Raw genomic sequence first — 18,459 nt, 5'->3', positions numbered from 1 at the left:
GGGACTGGGGACTGGGGACTGGGGACTGGGTAAACAATTCTCCCTTGTTTCCCTCTTCTCCCCCATCTTCCCCCACTCCCTCATCCCCCTCATCCCCCTCATCCCTGCTTCTACTCCCCATTCCCCATGACTACTACAGCCTCTAAAGCAAATTTCAAAAACTATATTCTGGTAACACTGGCCTATTGGGGGTTCACTATCACTGATGGTGCGCTGAGAATGCTAGTGTTACTCTATTTCAACAAAATTGGCTATACTCCCTTACAAATCGCCTCTTTATTCCTGTTTTACGAAGTCTTTGGTATTGTCACTAACTTTTTAGGCGGTTGGATTGGCTCACAATTAGGATTAAAGGTTACTCTTTATACTGGCATCGGGTTACAGATTTTCTCCTTGGTGATGCTGGCATATCTCAACCCTAGCTGGGCGCAGTGGTTGGCTGTGCTTTATGTGATGACGGCTCAGGCATTTTCTGGAATTGCCAAAGACTTAACTAAAATGAGTTCTAAAAGTGCAATTCGCTTGGTAGTTCCCCAAGATGCCCAGTCTTCTTTATTTAAATGGGTGGCAGTGCTGACTGGTTCTAAAAATGCCCTCAAAGGAGTTGGTTTTTTTGTCGGTAGTGCTTTGTTAGGTGGATTTGGTTTTGTCAATGCCCTGTTAGTGATGGCTGCTGGTTTATTCCTGCTGATGTTCACTGGGTTGATGCTGCCGAAAGGGATGGGCAAAATTAAAAAGAAAGTTAAGTTTAGCCAACTGTTTTCTAAGAGTCCAGAAATTAATATTCTTTCGGCGGCGCGATTCTTTTTATTTGGTTCGCGGGATGTCTGGTTTGTGGTGGCTTTGCCAGTGTTCTTGCGCGAGGTTTTAGGTTGGACTTTTTATCAAGTTGGTGGTTTTTTGGCGTTGTGGGTGATTGGCTATGGCATTATTCAATCATCAGCCCCAACATTGCTTCGGCGGTTTGGTTCTGGTCGTCCACCACAATCTAAAACTATCCAGTTTTGGACTTTTACTCTCACATCTGTACCTGCGGCGATCGCTCTAGCTCTACAATTAGGTATACCCGCTAATATTGCCATTGTCGGGGGACTGCTGCTTTTTGGTGTGGTGTTTGCCTTTAACTCTGCGGTTCACTCTTATCTGGTGTTGGCATTTACCGATGATGACAAAGTAGCCCTAAATGTTGGTTTCTATTATATGGCTAACTCTGGCGGTCGGTTGGCTGGAACGGTTTTATCAGGTTTGGTCTATCAATGGTTGGGGTTAGTAGGTTGTCTGTGGACATCGATGTTTTTTGTACTAGGGGCAGCAGTAGTTTCACTGAAGTTACCCAATCCCAAACCGAGTAAAGCGATCGCCTGGAAAGGTGGAGACGGAGACTAAAAACCGATGTATCAAGGTAAAAGCGATGAGTCTAAATCGTCAAACCAAGAGTAATCTCAGTTTTTTTGAAAAATACTTGACATTGTGGGTATTCTTGTGCATTTTCGCCGGAATCGCTCTAGGGAGGTTATTTCCAGAGGTAGCGGTAAAACTAGATGCAATCAGCGTCTACCAAGTCTCAATTCCGATTGCGGTATGTCTATTTTTCATGATGTACCCCATCATGGTGAAAATTGACTTTAGCCAAGCTGTCAATGCTATCCGCACCCCCAAGCCTGTAATTCTTACCTTGGTGGTGAACTGGTTGATTAAACCATTCACAATGGTAGTTTTTGCCCAGTTCTTTTTAGGCTGGCTATTTCGTCCGTTAATTACTGGTACAGAATTAATTCGAGGTAGTGAAGTTGCGATCGCAAATTCCTACATTGCTGGCACAATTTTACTAGGAATTGCTCCCTGTACAGCGATGGTGTTGATGTGGGGTTATTTGTCCTACGGTAATCAGGGACACACATTAGTCATGGTAGCAGTTAACTCTCTGGCCATGCTATTTCTATACGCACCTTTGGGCAGGTGGTTACTAGCAGCAAATGATTTAACCGTACCTTGGCAAACAATAGTTTTATCAGTGTTAATTTATGTCGGTTTGCCTTTAATTGCTGGGATTTATAGCCGTTACTGGATATTCAAATATAAAGGTAGAGAATGGTTTGAAGCGCAATTTCTAAAGTATCTTAGTCCTGTTGCCATTACCGCTTTGCTAATTACTTTAGTCTTGCTATTTGCCTTTAAAGGTGAATTAATCGTCAACAATCCCTTACACATTTTATTAATTGCTGTGCCACTGTTTATTCAAACTAATTTTATTTTCTTCATTAGTTATGTGGCAGCATTAAAGCTCAATCTCTCCTATGAAGACGCTGCACCCGCCGCATTAATTGGAGCTAGCAACCATTTTGAAGTTGCCATTGCTACAGCTGTTATGCTGTTTGGCTTAAATTCTGGTGCTGCACTCGCCACAGTAGTAGGCGTTTTAATCGAAGTCCCAGTTATGTTAATGCTAGTGGAATTTTGTAAAAGAACAGCACCCTGGTTTCCGCGCGAACCAGAAAAAGCGAGTTTGCCAGATCCACGTTGTATTAATTCTTTTCAGTAAGAGACATTAAGAAGTTTTGCGAGGTAACGTCAAAGCCTCACGCAAAGCTTCAATTTGTTCAGGGATAAGGCGATAGTAAATCCAAGTACCACGTCGTTCTTTTGCCAACAAACCAGCCTCATACAACACCTTGAGATGATGGCTAACTGTTGGCTGGGATAGTCCAAGCGGTTCTGTTAACTCACATACACAGGCTTCACCGCTTGGTTGATTCGCTATAAAACTCAGCAATTGCAAACGAGCCGGTTCTCCCAAAACTTTAAAGATGGCTGCTGTTTGGACTGCTTCTTGAGGTTTGATAAAGCCTGAAAGTACCGATTTACAACAATTAGACATTGATTGAGGAAAATTCATATTTTTATATTGACAGATATCAATATATCCTAGCAATATATTGATAAGGATAAATATTGATGCTTATCAATATTTTAAATAGTACCGAGATAAAAATTATGACAGTGATGAAAACCCATGTCGCTTTAAATGTGACTAATCTTGAGAAGTCCGTGACCTTTTATCGGGCTATGTTTGGCTTAGAGCCTGTAAAATATAAAGCTGACTACGCCAAATTTGATGTGAGTAACCCAGCTTTAAACCTAACGCTGAATGTCACTAACAGTGTGCAGACTGGCGGCGCATTGTCCCATTTAGGTGTACAAGTTGAAAGTACCGAAGAAGTGAAATCAGCCATCAAACGTTTTACTGATGCAGGACTAGCATTATTTACAGAGGACAATACTGATTGTTGCTACGCTTTGCAAGATAAAGTTTGGGTAACAGACCCAGATGGCAACCGTTGGGAGGTTTTTGTAGTAAAAGTAGCAGACACAGCACCAGAAAAAAATGTGGGTGCTACAGTTGCAGTAGGAGAAGTGAAGACAGCCAATAAATCTTGTTGTGCATAGATGGAAATATCTAGACAGAGGTGATTTTCGCCTCTGTTGAACTTTAGAGGGATGAGTTATGAAAAACGTGATGTTTGTCTGCAAGCATAATTCCCGTCGTTCTCAAATGGCAGAGGGTTTTGCACGAACATTAGGAGAGGGAAAAATTACCGTTACAAGTTCAGGCTTGGCAATCAATGAAGTAGATCAAATTGCCGTTGAAGTCATGTCAGAAGTTGGTATTGATATTAGTCAGCAGTATTCTAAATCGTTAGATAATTTTAATCCTGAAGATTACGATATAGTAATTTCATTATGTGGTTGCGGTGTGAATTTACCAGAAGCGTGGGTGTTAAGAGAAGTATTTGAAGATTGGCAATTAGACGACCCACAAGGAGAGTCAATAGAAACCTTTCGGCGTGTTAGAGATGAAGTGAAAGAAAGAGTTGTCAAGTTAATTGCATCTCTTAGCTAACGAAATTTATTATTTGACTCTTTGCAACCAAGCAAAGATGTCATTAACAGAAAGAGTTAAATTCATATCTGCTAGGACTGGTAATACATCTAATTCAGTTAATAAATCTGGTAGACAATTACACTGATAAACTATAACTGAGCGTTCACTAGGGTCTATTAACCATCCTAGTTGAGTACCATGTTTCATACAGTGAAGAATATTACCTGTTACCTTAGTCTGACTTTGGTCAGGTGAAAGAATTTCAATTATCCAAGCTGGTGCAAAATCAATACCAGTGCTAATAATATCGCCATTTTCATCTAATGGTATTTGATTAGTAGCAACTACCGCAACATCAGGCACGATTGAACGATTTCCGCAAGTACAACGCAACTCAGGGAAAGCTTCGTAATTACTGCCGGCTGTATCAATAACTCCAACTAAACGTTTTTGCAAAAGGCTATTTTTTCCACCTGGCATAGTTTTTTGAATTGCCTTACCGTTAAGATACTCCCATGCTGGTGACTCATCTATGTATGGAAGTTTTAAAAAATTTTCCAGGGTGATAGTGTCTGAAACTATAATTGTCATCTTTCCTAACCAATCTTAGATTTATTGTATCTGCTGCCTTACCCAAATCCGAAAATTTTTGAGAGTGGCATTTCTGCCGATGATTCTACTTTCTTCAAGATATTGGGGGATGACATCTATTAAAGGCACTTGAGGAAAATTAAAGCTGATTTGAGACTCAATATAAACACCATCCTGCAAAATATTAATTTGTAGATTACCATTTTCAAATCGCCACAGTTCTGGAACTTGTAGTGACTTATAAATATTCGGATGTGTGCGCGAAGTAATATCAATTTCTAAAGCTAAATCTGGCGGAGGATCGACAGTTAAATCTAGTCGCTTCTTACCACGAATTTTAGATTCATTGGCAATATAAAAACACTGATCAGGTTCTATTCCTTGAGCCATGAATTGATTTTTAAAAGTTGTAGAGCCTAAGCATCTAAACTCAATATCCAATTCTTCTAATAGTGCTTTAACTAAATCGCTAATAATTTCTTTGCCGTATTCATGTTCTGGCAAAGGAGACATAATTTCTAATATTCCCCTATCATAAGCAATACGGGCAGCCCGATGTTCTCCCAACTCTTCAAGAATTGCTTCCAACTCTTCCCAACTGACATCTCGTAACAATACTTTTTGTCCAGGTGGAACATAGATGCGCTTGAACTCCAATAACATCCCTACCACTCCCATAAACTTCAACTCATAGCATCCCAATTTTAACAAACACCAAACACAAAGCCACTCTTAAACCTCCGCGCCCCTCCGCGTTTCCTCCGCGTACCTTTGCGTTTAAAAAATAAATCCAACAGAATAACTCTCATGTAATAAATCTTACGCCTACAGCCAGATACACACAACAAACTTATCAAGCTAAGATATCAGCCAAATAGTAAATGATATCTTATCTACTCAGTAGTTGTGGTTAATCAAAACTCTCAAAACCTGATACAAACCCAACAAGAAAAACCCTCAAACCAGGAATATAAATTTAACTGGTTTGACTGGTTTTGTTTATGGTATCCTCCCGGCTGGCTAATTTTATTTAATCGCCATTGGCAACATTATCACGCAGATACTGATGGTTGGCATTGGCGAGAATATTTACTATTTTTAATACCAGGAGGATTTTATCTAGCTTTTGTAATTCGCTGGTTGCGCCTGGGTTGTCGTTCACCGAGAACCGATATTGAAGAATTTAACCCTCACTATCAAAAAGCATTTCGTGAAGAAATTTTAGCCCCAATAGTGAAGTATTATTTTCGTGGGGAATTGCAACAAATCGAGAACTTACCCACAACAGGGCCGATAATTGTGGCAATGAACCATGCAGGGATGTGTTTTCCTTGGGACTTTATCTGTTTAGGTTATTTATTAGGTGAAGCGCGAGGTTGGACAGCACAACCTTTAGCAGAAGTATCATTATTTGAGCATCCTTGGGTAGTGTGGTGGCTACCTCCTAAATGGTCGCAGGTTTTAGGGGCTGTGCGGGCAGAGTTAAGTAATTTTGAGCAAGCTATTTCTCAAGGTAAGATTTTGTTATATGCACCGGAAGGTGTACGAGGGCCGTTAAAAGGTTGGGGGAAACGCTACCAACTACAAAAGTTTGATCTGAGTTTTTTACAGTTGAGCGATCGCTATCATATTCCGATTTTGCCAGTCATTTGCATCGGTAACGAATCTTTACATCCCTGGACAGTTAACCTGAAAAAATTACAAAAATTCTTGAAATTACCATTCTGTCCCTTATCACCTTTGATGTTGATGTTAATTCTCTTTCCCTCAATGGGTGTTTGGGCGATGAAAACTCGCTTGCGTTATATTATTCAACCAGTAGCAACAGTCAACATCAACACAGACTGTAATCATGTCAGCAAAGGAAGAAAAGCAGTTTATCAACGCGCCCATCAATTGCGTGAACAATTACAGCATCAAATTAAAACACAAATCAACCTTTTGTAGAGACGGTGATTTATTATAACAAGTTCGTAGTAAGGACTTTAGTCCTGAGAAAATTAATTAAGGACTAAAGTCCTGACTACAAACCAAGCTGGCTAATACTGCACTCATTCCACAGAAGCAGTTCCGAAGCGGTAGCCTTTACCGTAAACTGTATGAATTAAAGGTGTTTCCTTACCTACTTCAATTTTCCGCCGCAGTAACCGAATTAATGCAGCTATGACATTACTGCTGGGTTGTTCTTCATCTTGCCAGAGATGCTGCATAATTTGAGCATGAGTTAGTAAATGTCCAGTATGTTCCATAAAGTATAGTAACAACTGGCTTTCTTTCTGCGATAATTCAATGACTCGCCCTTGACGGTAGGCGACTTGATTCTCACAATCTAGTTCTAAATCAGCTACAGTTAATCTAGTCGTTGTCGCTTCATAACTTTGAGAACCAGAACGACGCAACAAAGCGCGAACTCTAGCTAATAACTCCCGTAATTCAAAAGGTTTAACTAAATAGTCATCTGCACCAGCATCTAAACCTTGTACCCTGTCATCTAGAGTATCTTTAGCCGTCAGAAACAGCACAGGTGTAATTTTCCCTTGCTGGCGCAATTCTTGACAAATCTCTAACCCTGTTTTTCCTGGCAGCATCCAATCTAAAATAAGTAAGTCGTAACTACCTGACTGTGCCATGATGCTTCCACTTGTACCATCATAAGCGGCATCTAGGGTATAACCCTCTCGTGTCAAAACACGGCTTAAAGGGTCTGTTAGTTCTACTTCATCATCCACTAATAAAATTCTCATGCTGTTGAGTAAGCAATAGAGATATTCTCAATATTATTGAACTGCTTCAGGACTTACGTAACTGGCACATTAGTAGGGTGCGTCAGATGTCGGAAATCTGTTGATTTTTACCAAATTATCGATTCTGACGCACCCTACAAAAAAGTTTGATCATCATGATTGCGTAAGTCCTATGCTTAAATCAGGACATTTAATGTCCATAGCCAAGGATACCAAGAAATAGAATGTTAACTGTTGCCTTACCGAAAGGGGAACTTCTTAAACATAGCATCCGCCTCCTACAATCTGTAGGTTTAGATTTTAGTGCTTTTTTAGACTCAGGCAATCGCCAACTACAAATTACTGACGCTAGCGGAAAAGCTAAAGGCTTATTAGTTAGAGGTCAAGATGTGCCTGTATATGTGGAATACGGTCAGGCACAAATCGGTATTATTGGTTACGATGTTCTTAAGGAAAAACAACCACAAGTTGCCCATTTAGTTGATTTGGGGTTTGGTTATTGTCGGATGTCGGTAGCTGTGAAAGCTTCTAGTCCTTACAAATCACCTTTAGATTTACCACCTCACAGTCGGGTTGCTTCTAAATATGTCAACTGTGCTAGTGAATATTTCCAGAGTTTAGATTTACCTGTGGAAATAGTACCACTTTACGGTTCTGTAGAACTCGGCCCAATTACGGGGATGTCTGAGGCTATTGTCGATTTAGTCTCGACTGGGCGGACTTTACGCGAAAATGGTTTGATTGAAATTACTACTCTGTATGAAAGTACAGCCCGGTTAATTGCTCATCCTCTGAGTTATCGTCTCAATACAGGTAATTTACATGATTTAGTTGAGCGTATCAGAGAGGCTGTGTTGACACCAGCTTAATTCATTATATTTTTGCGGAAATATCCCCGGCTTTGTCAAAAAGTTGGGGATGTTTTTTGATTATGGATAACATATCCTACCAAGAGTCAGAAAGGCTTGAAAAAGGTGCGTTACGCTGTCGCTAATACACCCTACCATGATTGAAATTACGTTGTATGATTTTTTATTAAATTTTGTCTACACTGTGATTAGTCTAAGGCTAATTTTTTATCAAAAAATTTTAATCACAAAGTTCTGATAGTTAGTTTATCTAGAGTTAAAAAATTGTTAAAAAAATTTTATGAAATTTGATTTTAATTCAGAGGAACAAGCGAGACTTGCAGCGTTGCGCGAGTACGAAATTCTAGACACTGAACCTGAAGAAGCTTATGAAAATTTGGCTCGGTTGGCTGCTTTTATTTGTGGTACACCCATTGCTTTAGTCAATTTCATCGATGAACATCGTCAGTGGTTTAAGGCGAAACTGGGGATAGAGGTGTCAGAAATGCCCCGTAGTATTGGTTTTTCTTACTTATGTCAAGAAAAACAGGGGGTTGTCGTAGTTCCCGATGCTTTAGCAGATGCTCGCCTGTCTACTAATCCAGTAGTAGTATCATATCCCTATGTGCGTTTTTATGCAGGTGTGCCATTACTCACGCCCCAAGGTCAGATGTTGGGAACTCTTTGTGTTATTGACCATCAGCCAAAACAACTCAGTCAACAACAAGTAGACGCACTGGTAGCTTTAAGTCGCTTGGTCATTGACCAATTGGAATTGCGGCGCAGTGTGACAGATGTATCTCAGATTACAGAAAAGCTGATGCAGCAAGAGCAAATAGCACGCTTAGAATCGGAAGCTGTCAGCGATCGCATTCGTAATATACTCGAAAGTATTACCGATGGTTTCTTTGCTTTAGATAAACAGTGGCGATTCACTTATATCAATAGTCAAGCAGCAAGGCTATTGCAGAAAAATCAAACTGAGCTATTAGGCAAAAATATCTGGGAAGCGGTTCCCGAATTAATAGGAACCTTATTTGAGCAAGAGTATCACCGAGCCATCGCCCAACAGATGAGTGTCGCATTTGAAGAATGCTATCCAACCCTGAACAGATGGTTTGCAGTTAACGCCTATCCCGGTAAAGACGGTTTATCAGTTTATTTTCAAGATATTACCACAAGGCGACAGACAGAAATCGCACTCAGAGAAAGTGAAGAACGTTGGCATTTAGCTTTACAAGGTAACAATGATGGTATTTGGGATTGGAACTTAAAAACAAATGAAGTCTTTTTCTCCCCACGTTGGAAACAAATCTTGGGGTATGCCGAGGACGAAATCAGCAATTACATAGAGGAATGGTCAAAGCGTGTACATCCAGATGATTTAGACTGGGTAATGCAAGCAATTCAAGACCATTTTGAGAGAAAAACACCGTTTTATATTACCGAGCATCGCCTACTGTGCAAAGATGGTAGCTATAAATGGATTTTAGATCGAGGACAGGCGCGTTGGGATGAAAACGGTAATGTAGTCAGGATGGTAGGTTCTCACACAGATATTACTGAGCGCAAGCAAGCAGAAGAAGAACTGAAAAGACAAAATTTGCGATCGCAACTCTTCGCCGAAATTACCCTCAAAATTCGAGAAACCCTTGATATTAAAGAAATTCTGCAAGCATCAGTCCAAGAAGTGCAGAAACTTTTACAAGCAGACAGAGTATTGATTTTTCGCCTGTGGGCTGATGGTTCAGGAACAGTAGAACAAGAAGCCGTACTTCCTGGCTGGCCTGTAGTTTTCGGAAAAAACATTGTTGACCCCTGTTTTCAGCAGGACTACGTAGATAAATATCGTCAAGGTAGAGTCAGCGCAATTTTTGATATTAAACAGGCAGATATTCAGGATTGCCATCGGGAATTTTTGCAACAGTTTGGTGTCAAAGCTAACCTCGTAGTTCCAATTCTGCATCGAGATGGTATCTGGGGTTTATTAATCGCCCATCAGTGCGCCTCACCCCGGCAATGGACAAGCTTTGAGTTAGACTTATTGCAGCAGTTAGCCAACCAAATGGGTATAGCGTTATCGCAAGCGCAGCTATTAGAAGAACAAACCCGTCAAAGTCAAGAACTAGCACGTTCTAACGCGGAACTAGAAAATTTTGCTTATGTTGCATCCCATGACTTGCAAGAACCGTTAAGGATGGTGACTAGCTACTTACAACTATTAGAACGGAGATATAAACCGCAACTAGACGTTGATGCTCAACAGTTCATCACCTATGCTGTAGATGGGGCGCGACGGATGCAAACCTTAATCAACGACTTATTGAACTATTCACGACTGACTACCCGTGGAAAACCCTTTGTGTCAGTTGATGCTGCTGATATTTTAGCAACAGCGATCGCCAACCTGAAAATTGCGATTGAAGATAGTGGTGCAGTCATCACCCACGATCCTTTACCAACAGTAACAGCAGATCCCACCCAACTCACCCAAGTATTTCAAAACCTGATTGCAAACGCCATCAAATTCCGCAAAGACATTCCACCCCACATTCATATCAGCGTAGCCAGAGAGTTAGGCACAGCAGAGGAGCAGGGGAGCAGGGGAGCAGGGGAGCAGGGGAGCAGGGGAGAAAAATCCAATACCCAGTCCCCAGTCCCCAATGCCCAATGGCTATTCTCAGTCCAAGACAATGGTATTGGTATAGAACCGCAATATGCTGACCGGATTTTTGCAATTTTTCAACGCCTACATACTAGAAGTAAATACCCAGGTACTGGCATTGGACTGGCAATATGTAAGAAGATTATAGAACGTCACGGCGGTCGTATATGGGTTGAGTCACAACCGGGTCAAGGCTCGGTGTTTCACTTCTCAATTCCAGAGCCAGCCAGTTAACTATCGTCAATATAACAGCAGAAATTATGGTAATTGAGGTTTTGTTAGTAGAAGATAATCCAGGCGATGCCGAACTAACACGTATTGCCCTAGAAGATAGTCAAATTTCAGTTAACCTCAATGTGGTTGAAGATGGAGTGGAAGCCATAGCATACCTGCGAAAACAGGGACAATATGCTCAAGTACCTCAACCTGATATAGTGCTACTAGATTTAAATTTACCTAAAAAAGATGGGCGGGAAGTATTAGCCGAAATTAAAACTGATGACAACCTCAAACGTATTCCTGTCGTTGTCTTGACAACTTCCCAAGCAGAAGAAGACATTTTAAAGGCGTATAACTTAGCTGCTAACTGTTACATAACTAAGCCCGTTGACTTTGATCAATTCGTTAGAATTGTACAAGCTATAGAAAACTTTTGGTTTGCGATTGTCAAACTGCCACCGGAGTAGAGGTTATGGCAGGTAAAATTCTCAAAGTCTTATTAGTAGAAGATAATCCTGGGGATGTTTTTTTAATCCAAGAGTTATTAAAAGAGGTAAATAAAACTAAGGTAGAGTTACAAGCAGTCGAGCAACTTTCTGAGGCATTTGAGCTTTTAGCAAGTCAACCCTTTGATATCATTCTATTAGACCTATCCTTACCTGATAGCCAAGGACTAGACACCTTTGTGCGAGCTTATCGCCAAGCTAAGACAATTCCGATTATCGTTTTGACTGGTACAGATGATGAAACCTTGGCATTACGGGCGATGCAAGCAGGAGCGCAGGATTATTTAGTCAAAGGACAAGTTACAGGCGACTTATTGCTGCGCTCGATGCGCTACGCCATTGAACGCCAACGCATTGAAGAAGCCCTCCGCCAGAGTGAGGAACGATTTCGGGTAGCCTTAAAAAACTCTCCTATTTTTGTCTTTAATCAAGATAGAGACTTACGTTATACCTGGGTTTATAACCCCTTGGCTGGGTGGACAGGCGAGGAAATTTTGGGTAAACAAGACTGGGAAATGATGCCAGATGAAGATGCCCAACGTCTGACAGCAATTAAATATCATGTCCTATCTACAGGTATAGGTACAAGAGATGAAGTAGCAATTACGACGGATGAAGGCACGAAATATTACGACTTAACTGTTGAACCATTGCGGAATGAATCCCAAGAAATTGTCGGTATAACTGGCGCGAGTATTGATATTTGCGATCGCAAACTCGCAGAAGCAAAAATCCGTGAACAAGCAGCATTACTAGATATCACTACTGATGCCATTTGTGTCCGTGATTTAGAAAATAAAATTCTGTTTTGGAATCAAGGCGCAGAAAAACTTTATGGCTGGCTGGCGCAAGAGGCTATCGGTAAAAATGCCAGTGAACTTTTGTTTATAGAACCTACTCCAGAAATTGAAGCTGCACTGTTACAGGTGATATCTCAAGGTAACTGGCAAGGGGAATTAAATAAAGTTACCAAAAAAGGTAAAGAAATTATCGTGGCTAGTCGCTGGAGTCTAGTCCATGACGAACAGGGAAAAGCTAAATCAATTTTGTCTGTAGATACAGATATTACTCAGAAAAAACATTTAGAAGCCCAATTGTTTCGCACCCAACGCCTAGAAAGTATTGGCACTTTAGCTAGTGGCATTGCTCACGACCTCAACAATATTTTGACCCCAATTTTAGCAGGAGCGCAATTACTGCCACTGAAGTTTCCTGATGCCGATGAACGTACTCAACATTTGTTAGAAATTTTAGAAATTAATGCTAAACGCGGTGCGGATTTAGTGAAACAAATACTGTCTTTTGCCAGGGGTGTCGAAGGTAAACGCATTCATTTGCAACTCAAACACATCATTGTCGAACTGACTAAAGTTTTGCGAGAAACATTCCCCAAATCTATTGTAATTACCACAGATATAGCCAAGGATTTATGGCAAGTTTCTGGAGATAGTACCCAACTCCACCAGGTACTGATGAATCTTTGTGTTAATGCCCGTGATGCAATGCCTCATGGTGGCACTCTCAAAATTGTGGCTGAAAATTTACTAATTGATCAAAATTATGTCCGCATGAATTTGGAGGCTAAAGAGGGAGCATACATAGTCATTACAGTATCAGATACAGGCGTGGGGATTCCTGAAGAATATTTAGATAGAATTTTTGAGCCGTTTTTTACTACCAAAGCAGTCGGACAAGGTACTGGTTTAGGTTTGTCTACTGCAATTGGTATTATTAAAAGTCATGGTGGTTTTGTCAATGTCCATAGTGAAGTAGGAAATGGTACTACATTTAAAGTTTACTTGCCAGCCGTGGGAGATACGACAGAAATTAAAACAGATTTTTTGTCACCCGCTACAGGCAAAGGAGAGTTAATTTTAATTGTGGATGATGAACCGGGAATTAGGGAAGTGACGAAAACATCTTTAGAAAGCAAGGAATACACAACCCTGGTTGCTGGTGACGGCGTGGAAGCGATCGCACTTTACGCCAAATATGCACATAAAATTAGTGCTGTCCTCATGAATATCATCCTGCCAGAACTAGATGGATTCACTACTATTCGTACCTTAAAAAAAATTAACCCCCAAGTCAAAATTATTGCTACCAGTGGATTGATATCTCAAAATAAACTGGAGGAAATAGTCAATACTGGTGCTGATAGTTTTTTATCTAAACCCTACACTGTTAATGAATTGTTATTGGCTATCAACCAAGTTATCACTTGATTGTAGTCATTAGTTATTAGTTATTAGTCATTAGTCATTAGTCATTAGTCATTAGTCATTAGTCATTAGTTTTTCTCCTCCGCTCCCCTACTCCTCTGTATTTCCCGTAATTTCGCACCCGTCACAAAATTCTATAAAAACCATCATTTGGTCGCCATTCTGATTGAGATAGGGTGTAATACACTACATCTACACCGTAGTAGTGAGCGTGTTTTTGATACTTCATACCCACTTTCTCAATGACCCGCCTTGATGGTATATTCTCAGGACGAGCGATCGCTACTATCTTATCTAACTGCACTGTCAAAAATCCATAATCTCAATCTTGCGGTTTCTATCTCAGGCATGATAGGCAGAAAATTAACCAAAATGCCAATGTCACCGTGAGACGGATAAATAACTGCTGCTAGTATTGTAAAAATTAATATAATGCTCCTACTATGAGCATCTACCAATCATCTCGCAAATCTTACAAAAAACACCATTGGCGTAACAATGACTGGCGACTGTTCCTTCGTCTCGTACCTTACGCCCGCCGTAACAGCAAACTGCTAATCACAGCCATGTTACTGCTGTTACCGATTGCCTTAGCTAATGCTGTGCAGCCCCTGTTAATTGGACAGGCTGTATCTTTAATTCGTAATGAACCTAGTACGTACACATTTCTGCAAAATCGTCCTTTGTTTCAAGGACTTTATATCATCCAAGGTTTATTGCTCACTACTATCTTGCTGCGGGCAATACTTACTGGTGTTCAAGGCTACTTACTACAGAAGTTAGGACAGACAATTACTGCCGGAATTCGTCAAGACTTGTTTCATCATCTGACATCTTTGGCAGTACGTTTTTTTGACCGTACACCTGTAGGTAAATTAGTCACTCGCATCACCAGCGATGTAGAAGTATTAGGGGATGTGTTTTCTACCGGGGCTGTTGGCATCGTCTCTGATATGTTCTCGATGCTGGTAATCTTGGGTTTGATGTTTTCCATTCAGTGGCAACTAGCGGCTTTACTACTGGTGATGTTGCTACCAGTGAGTGGGTTAATTATTTATTTTCAGCGACGATATCGCCAAGCTAATTATAAAGCCAGAGAAGAACTATCCATTTTAAATTCCCAGTTACAAGAAAATGTCATGGGAATTAACGTTGTGCAGTTGTTCCGGCGAGAACAGTATAATGCTGAATTATTCCGCGCCACTAACCAACGTTACAACCAGCGAACAGATGAAACTATATTTTACGATTCGGCAGTTTCTGCAACTTTAGAATGGATTGGTTTAATTGCGATCGCCGGAGTCTTATGGTTGGGTGGTTGGTTACTCTTAGGTAATAACTTGACTTTTGGGACATTATCTGCATTCATTTTATATGCCCAAAGATTGTTTGATCCGTTGCGGGATTTTGCCGAAAAATTCACTGTAATTCAATCTGGTTTTACAGCAATGGAACGGGTGAGTGATCTTTTAGATGAACCCATAGAAATAAGCGATCGCGCCAATCCCCGCTTTTCCCTCCTCGATCAACAATTCGGTTACATCGACGAAATCATCGCTAATTTAGAATCTGAAGACACCCACCAGACACCGCAATTGGGAGAAATCCGGTTTGAAAATGTCTGGTTTGCCTACAAAGATGATGATTACATTCTCAAAGACTTAGATTTTGTGATTCATCCCGGCGAAAAAGTGGCATTAGTCGGGCCTACAGGTGCGGGTAAAAGTTCGATTATCCGCCTGTTGTGTCGTCTCTACGAACCCACCCAAGGGCGCATTCTTGTAGATGGCGTAGATATTCGAGAGTTACCCCAAGCCGAACTACGCCGTTATATGTCCGTCATCTTACAAGATGGTTTCGTCTTTGCGGGTGACGTTAAAAGTAACATTACCTTGGGTGATTACTATACCCCAGAAGAAATTGAAGCAGCAGCCCAAAAAACCAACATCGCCGAGTTCATAGCACAATTACCCGCAAGTTATCATACCCAACTTCGAGAAAGAGGTACAAATCTTTCTAGTGGTCAAAAGCAACTCTTAGCCTTTGCCCGTGCAGCAATTCGGAATCCTCAAATTCTCGTTTTAGATGAAGCAACCGCGAGTTTAGATGTGGCTACAGAAGCATTAATACAACAAGCATTAAACGAGTTATTAATCGGACGAACTGCAATTATTATTGCTCACCGCTTATCTACAATTCGGGATGTAGATCGGATTTTTGTATTAAAGCGAGGTGAATTAATCGAACAAGGTAGCCACGAGGAACTGTTAAAAACAGGAGGACTTTATTCCACCTTGCACAACTTACAAATGTTGGGAACTTAAGGGAATGGGGACTGGGGATTAGGGATTGGGAAAAAAGAGGAATTGGGACTCTTTGCAGGGAGAAAAAGGGAAAATCCTCTCCCCCTTGTTCCCCATTCCCTGTTCCCTGTTCCCTGTTCCCTGTTCCCTACCTACACAAATAATTTTATTAATCAAATCGGATTCCTATATTTATGGAAACATTATTAAACAATCGCTATAGAGTAATTCGGACTTTAGGAGGAGGGGGATTTGGGGAAACTTTTATTGCCGAAGATACCCAAATGCCGTCTAACCGTCGTTGTGTAATTAAACAGCTAAAACCGATTCACAACAACCCCCAAATTTACCAATTAGTACAAGAACGGTTTCAACGGGAAGCCACAATTTTAGAAGATTTGGGTAGCTACACAGACCAAATCCCGACTTTATACGCTTATTTTCAATCTAACGAGCAATTTTATGTAGTTCAAGAATTGATAGAAGGGGAAACACTCACAGCCAAATTTCGCCAGCAAGGTTTATTTACTGAAAGCGCAGTTAGAGAAATTTTAGTTAACTTATTACCAGTTTTAGAGTACGTCCATTCTAAACGGATAATTCACCGGGATATTAAACCTGATAACATCATTTTGCGTCATCGTGATGGCAAACCTGTATTAATTGATTTTGGTGCGGTGCGGGAATCAATGGGAACAGTTGTCAATTCCCAAGGTAATCCTACCAGTTCAATTGTCATTGGTACGCCTGGATATATGCCGAGTGAACAAGCCGCAGGTAGACCAGTGTATTCTAGTGATTTATATAGTTTAGGCGTGACAGCAATTTATGTGCTGACGGGGAAACAACCACAGGAATTAGAAACAGATCCTCGGACTGGGGAAATTATATGGCATCAATACGCCTTGAGTATTAGCCCTACATTAGCAGCTGTAATTGATCGCGCGATCGCCTACCACCCCAGAGAACGTTTCGCCACAGCTAGAGAAATGTTAGAAGCTTTGCAACAAGGTGCTGTCAGCTTTCCCCCCACCATCCCTTATCAACAACCACAACCACAACCGCCAACCATTCCTTATCAGCATCCCCCAGTAGCCACAGTACCACCTACTGCCACACCACCCCAAACCGTCGCCGTTAGCCCAAGTGCTTCTCCATCTCCTCCACCTGTGACTCAAACCAATAGCATTCAAAACAATGGCAATCGGGGAATCTTACTTGGTAGTTTAATTGCTGGGGGTTTAATTGGTGCATCTGTCTTAATTGGTTTTGCCTTAACTAGACCAAATCAACCAGTAGCACAATCAACAATACCCTCTAGTGAATCTACCATCAACAACAACACTACGGAAAATATACAACCTCCAGTTTCTAACCCTCCTGCAACCACCACAAATCAAGACACTAACCAAAACTCTACACCACAGATAAATCGTCCTGTCATCAGAAATTTACCACCTGTTAGCACCCCAGTTGATTCACCCACGGCTGAGAATCCCCAAACCACCACACCTGATACTTATGAAACTTCAGAAGTGTCTCGCCCCTCACCAACACAAGCAGTAGAAAATTATTATGCAACTATCAATCAAGGAGAATATCAGACGGCGTGGAATCAGTTAAGTCCTAGTTTTCAAAATAATCGCCGACTGCACCCCAATGGCTATAGTTCTTATATAGGCTGGTGGCAAGGACAGGTAGAAAGTGTCAATATTGAAGAAACCAGTATAGTAGAAGGTAATGAACAAACAGCTACAGTTAATACTAGGTTGACGTACTTCATGAAAAACGGTAGAAGATCATCGGCTTCTGTGCAGTTATCTCTATTATGGGATGAGGAAAATCAAAGATGGGTTGTTCATGGTGCTAGGTAGCTAGTAGAAGAAGGCAAAATTGAAGGAGGCAGGAGGCAGAGGGCAGGAGGCAGGAGCAATGGTTATTTACAGAATTAGAAGGCGAATCTGCTAACCTATCGCTTAATACCGTTGATTTGCAAATTTCCCTAGATGAAATTTATGAAAAGGTGAATTTCAGCAACAGCAATAATGAAGAGTAATTATGTTTGAGTTCGTAGTTAAAAGCCAATAATGAAGATATACAGCAGGGAACAGAAAACAGGGAACAGGGAACAGGGAACGCTCAAGATTTGTTTTGCTTCACCAGGTTTAAACATATTAAAATATATATAAACACAACTTCAGTCTTCGGCTATCACCATGACTGTCATTGAAAAGCAGATGTAGAACTTACGCAAGTGTCATCATCAAAGTCTCGTGTAGGGTGCGTCAGAAGCGATAATTGAGTCAAAAAGAACAGATTTTCAACATCTGACGCACCCTACTAATGTACCAGTTGCGTAAGTCCTGAGATGATATGATTCCTAATTCGCAATATCTAAACAATCGCTTAATTTAGCTTGAACTGACAGAAGCCTCTCACTTACCGCGATAGCGGAAGTGATGAGATGAATGGCTCTCG

Annotated in this window: 16 protein-coding genes; 11 read left to right on the top strand and 5 right to left on the bottom strand. The window is 40.9% G+C overall.

Features of this window, described 5'->3' with window-relative positions; all coding sequences use genetic code 11:
• Positions 1-126 precede the first annotated feature (126 nt).
• Positions 127-1,386 carry an organoarsenical effux MFS transporter ArsJ gene (arsJ, locus tag AACS98_RS03060; RefSeq protein ID WP_066376198.1) on the top strand — a complete coding sequence of 420 codons (1,260 nt, stop codon included), beginning with the start codon at positions 127-129 and terminating at the stop codon, positions 1,384-1,386.
• A 25-nt stretch (positions 1,387-1,411) separates the two neighbouring features.
• Positions 1,412-2,542, top strand: a complete 1,131-nt coding sequence (gene arsB / locus AACS98_RS03055; protein ID WP_066376196.1) for an ACR3 family arsenite efflux transporter — start codon at positions 1,412-1,414, stop codon at positions 2,540-2,542.
• Positions 2,543-2,548: 6 nt separating this feature from the next.
• Here the strand turns inward: arsB and AACS98_RS03050 are convergent, their stop codons facing one another.
• Complete coding sequence (locus AACS98_RS03050) at positions 2,549-2,896, bottom strand: ArsR/SmtB family transcription factor (protein ID WP_066376195.1); 348 nt, start codon at positions 2,894-2,896, stop codon at positions 2,549-2,551.
• Between the two features lie 59 nt (positions 2,897-2,955).
• Here AACS98_RS03050 and AACS98_RS03045 point away from each other — a divergent pair, with 59 nt between their 5' ends.
• Together AACS98_RS03045 and arsC are read left to right on the top strand one after the other, a co-directional pair.
• Entirely contained in the window at positions 2,956-3,447 is a 492-nt protein-coding gene (locus tag AACS98_RS03045; RefSeq protein ID WP_232317105.1) for an ArsI/CadI family heavy metal resistance metalloenzyme, read from the top strand.
• Between the two features lie 58 nt (positions 3,448-3,505).
• Positions 3,506-3,901 (top strand): arsenate reductase, glutathione/glutaredoxin type, encoded by a 396-nt coding sequence (gene arsC, locus AACS98_RS03040; RefSeq protein WP_082803640.1) that lies wholly within the window; start codon positions 3,506-3,508, stop codon positions 3,899-3,901.
• A 9-nt stretch (positions 3,902-3,910) separates the two neighbouring features.
• On the opposite strand, the gene AACS98_RS03035 is transcribed toward arsC, so the two are convergent.
• Positions 3,911-4,474, bottom strand: coding sequence for a Uma2 family endonuclease (locus AACS98_RS03035; RefSeq protein WP_066376193.1), 564 nt, complete (start codon positions 4,472-4,474; stop codon positions 3,911-3,913).
• Between the two features lie 21 nt (positions 4,475-4,495).
• Entirely contained in the window at positions 4,496-5,137 is a 642-nt protein-coding gene (locus tag AACS98_RS03030) for a Uma2 family endonuclease (protein WP_066376192.1), read from the bottom strand.
• A gap of 243 nt (positions 5,138-5,380) precedes the next feature.
• On the opposite strand from AACS98_RS03030, the gene AACS98_RS03025 reads away from it, so the two are divergent.
• Positions 5,381-6,421, top strand: coding sequence for a lysophospholipid acyltransferase family protein (locus tag AACS98_RS03025; protein ID WP_084386872.1), 1,041 nt, complete (start codon positions 5,381-5,383; stop codon positions 6,419-6,421).
• A gap of 104 nt (positions 6,422-6,525) precedes the next feature.
• Here AACS98_RS03025 and rppA read toward each other — a convergent pair whose 3' ends face one another.
• Entirely contained in the window at positions 6,526-7,218 is a 693-nt protein-coding gene (gene rppA, locus AACS98_RS03020; RefSeq protein WP_066376186.1) for a two-component system response regulator RppA, read from the bottom strand.
• A 224-nt stretch (positions 7,219-7,442) separates the two neighbouring features.
• Between rppA and hisG the strand changes: the two genes are divergently transcribed.
• The 4 genes from hisG (at position 7,443) to AACS98_RS03000 (ending at position 13,681) form a co-directional block, all read left to right on the top strand.
• The gene (gene hisG, locus AACS98_RS03015) at positions 7,443-8,087 is read left to right on the top strand and encodes an ATP phosphoribosyltransferase (protein ID WP_066376184.1); all 645 of its coding nucleotides are present in this window, start codon (positions 7,443-7,445) and stop codon (positions 8,085-8,087) included.
• A 280-nt stretch (positions 8,088-8,367) separates the two neighbouring features.
• Positions 8,368-10,965, top strand: coding sequence for a GAF domain-containing protein (locus tag AACS98_RS03010; RefSeq protein ID WP_066376183.1), 2,598 nt, complete (start codon positions 8,368-8,370; stop codon positions 10,963-10,965).
• Positions 10,966-10,991: 26 nt separating this feature from the next.
• Positions 10,992-11,417 carry a response regulator gene (locus AACS98_RS03005; protein ID WP_066376180.1) on the top strand — a complete coding sequence of 142 codons (426 nt, stop codon included), beginning with the start codon at positions 10,992-10,994 and terminating at the stop codon, positions 11,415-11,417.
• Between the two features lie 5 nt (positions 11,418-11,422).
• Positions 11,423-13,681: a hybrid sensor histidine kinase/response regulator gene (locus AACS98_RS03000; RefSeq protein ID WP_066376178.1), complete on the top strand. Its 2,259-nt coding sequence runs from the start codon at positions 11,423-11,425 to the stop codon at positions 13,679-13,681.
• Between the two features lie 121 nt (positions 13,682-13,802).
• On the opposite strand, the gene AACS98_RS02995 is transcribed toward AACS98_RS03000, so the two are convergent.
• Positions 13,803-13,988, bottom strand: coding sequence for a GNAT family N-acetyltransferase (locus tag AACS98_RS02995; protein ID WP_198161116.1), 186 nt, complete (start codon positions 13,986-13,988; stop codon positions 13,803-13,805).
• Between the two features lie 133 nt (positions 13,989-14,121).
• Here AACS98_RS02995 and AACS98_RS02990 point away from each other — a divergent pair, with 133 nt between their 5' ends.
• A complete protein-coding gene (locus tag AACS98_RS02990; protein WP_066376174.1) occupies positions 14,122-16,002 on the top strand; it encodes an ABC transporter ATP-binding protein in 1,881 nt (626 codons plus the stop codon).
• 173 nt (positions 16,003-16,175) lie between these two features.
• Complete coding sequence (locus tag AACS98_RS02985; protein WP_066376170.1) at positions 16,176-17,855, top strand: serine/threonine protein kinase; 1,680 nt, start codon at positions 16,176-16,178, stop codon at positions 17,853-17,855.
• Positions 17,856-18,459 lie beyond the last annotated feature (604 nt).

The sequence above is a fragment of the Anabaena sp. CA = ATCC 33047 genome, from assembly GCF_963870205.1.
Lineage (GTDB): Bacteria > Cyanobacteriota > Cyanobacteriia > Cyanobacteriales > Nostocaceae > Trichormus.
Note: the sequence above shows the minus strand (reverse complement) of the source record. Positions and strands in the feature narration are given on the sequence as shown.

Bases quoted from the DNA above. Each gene is read 5' to 3' on its own strand.
- AACS98_RS03010 (WP_066376183.1), top strand. From the start codon at position 8,368: ATGAAATTTGATTTTAATTCAGAGGAACAAGCGAGACTTGCAGCGTTG.
- AACS98_RS03045 (WP_232317105.1), top strand. From the start codon at position 2,956: ATGCTTATCAATATTTTAAATAGTACCGAGATAAAAATTATGACAGTG.
- AACS98_RS02985 (WP_066376170.1), top strand. From the start codon at position 16,176: ATGGAAACATTATTAAACAATCGCTATAGAGTAATTCGGACTTTAGGA.
- AACS98_RS03035 (WP_066376193.1), bottom strand. From the start codon at position 4,474: ATGACAATTATAGTTTCAGACACTATCACCCTGGAAAATTTTTTAAAA.
- arsJ (WP_066376198.1), top strand. From the start codon at position 127: ATGACTACTACAGCCTCTAAAGCAAATTTCAAAAACTATATTCTGGTA.
- AACS98_RS02990 (WP_066376174.1), top strand. From the start codon at position 14,122: ATGAGCATCTACCAATCATCTCGCAAATCTTACAAAAAACACCATTGG.
- arsC (WP_082803640.1), top strand. From the start codon at position 3,506: ATGAAAAACGTGATGTTTGTCTGCAAGCATAATTCCCGTCGTTCTCAA.
- hisG (WP_066376184.1), top strand. From the start codon at position 7,443: ATGTTAACTGTTGCCTTACCGAAAGGGGAACTTCTTAAACATAGCATC.
- AACS98_RS03005 (WP_066376180.1), top strand. From the start codon at position 10,992: ATGGTAATTGAGGTTTTGTTAGTAGAAGATAATCCAGGCGATGCCGAA.
- rppA (WP_066376186.1), bottom strand. From the start codon at position 7,218: ATGAGAATTTTATTAGTGGATGATGAAGTAGAACTAACAGACCCTTTA.
- AACS98_RS03000 (WP_066376178.1), top strand. From the start codon at position 11,423: ATGGCAGGTAAAATTCTCAAAGTCTTATTAGTAGAAGATAATCCTGGG.
- AACS98_RS03050 (WP_066376195.1), bottom strand. From the start codon at position 2,896: ATGAATTTTCCTCAATCAATGTCTAATTGTTGTAAATCGGTACTTTCA.
- arsB (WP_066376196.1), top strand. From the start codon at position 1,412: ATGAGTCTAAATCGTCAAACCAAGAGTAATCTCAGTTTTTTTGAAAAA.
- AACS98_RS03030 (WP_066376192.1), bottom strand. From the start codon at position 5,137: ATGTTATTGGAGTTCAAGCGCATCTATGTTCCACCTGGACAAAAAGTA.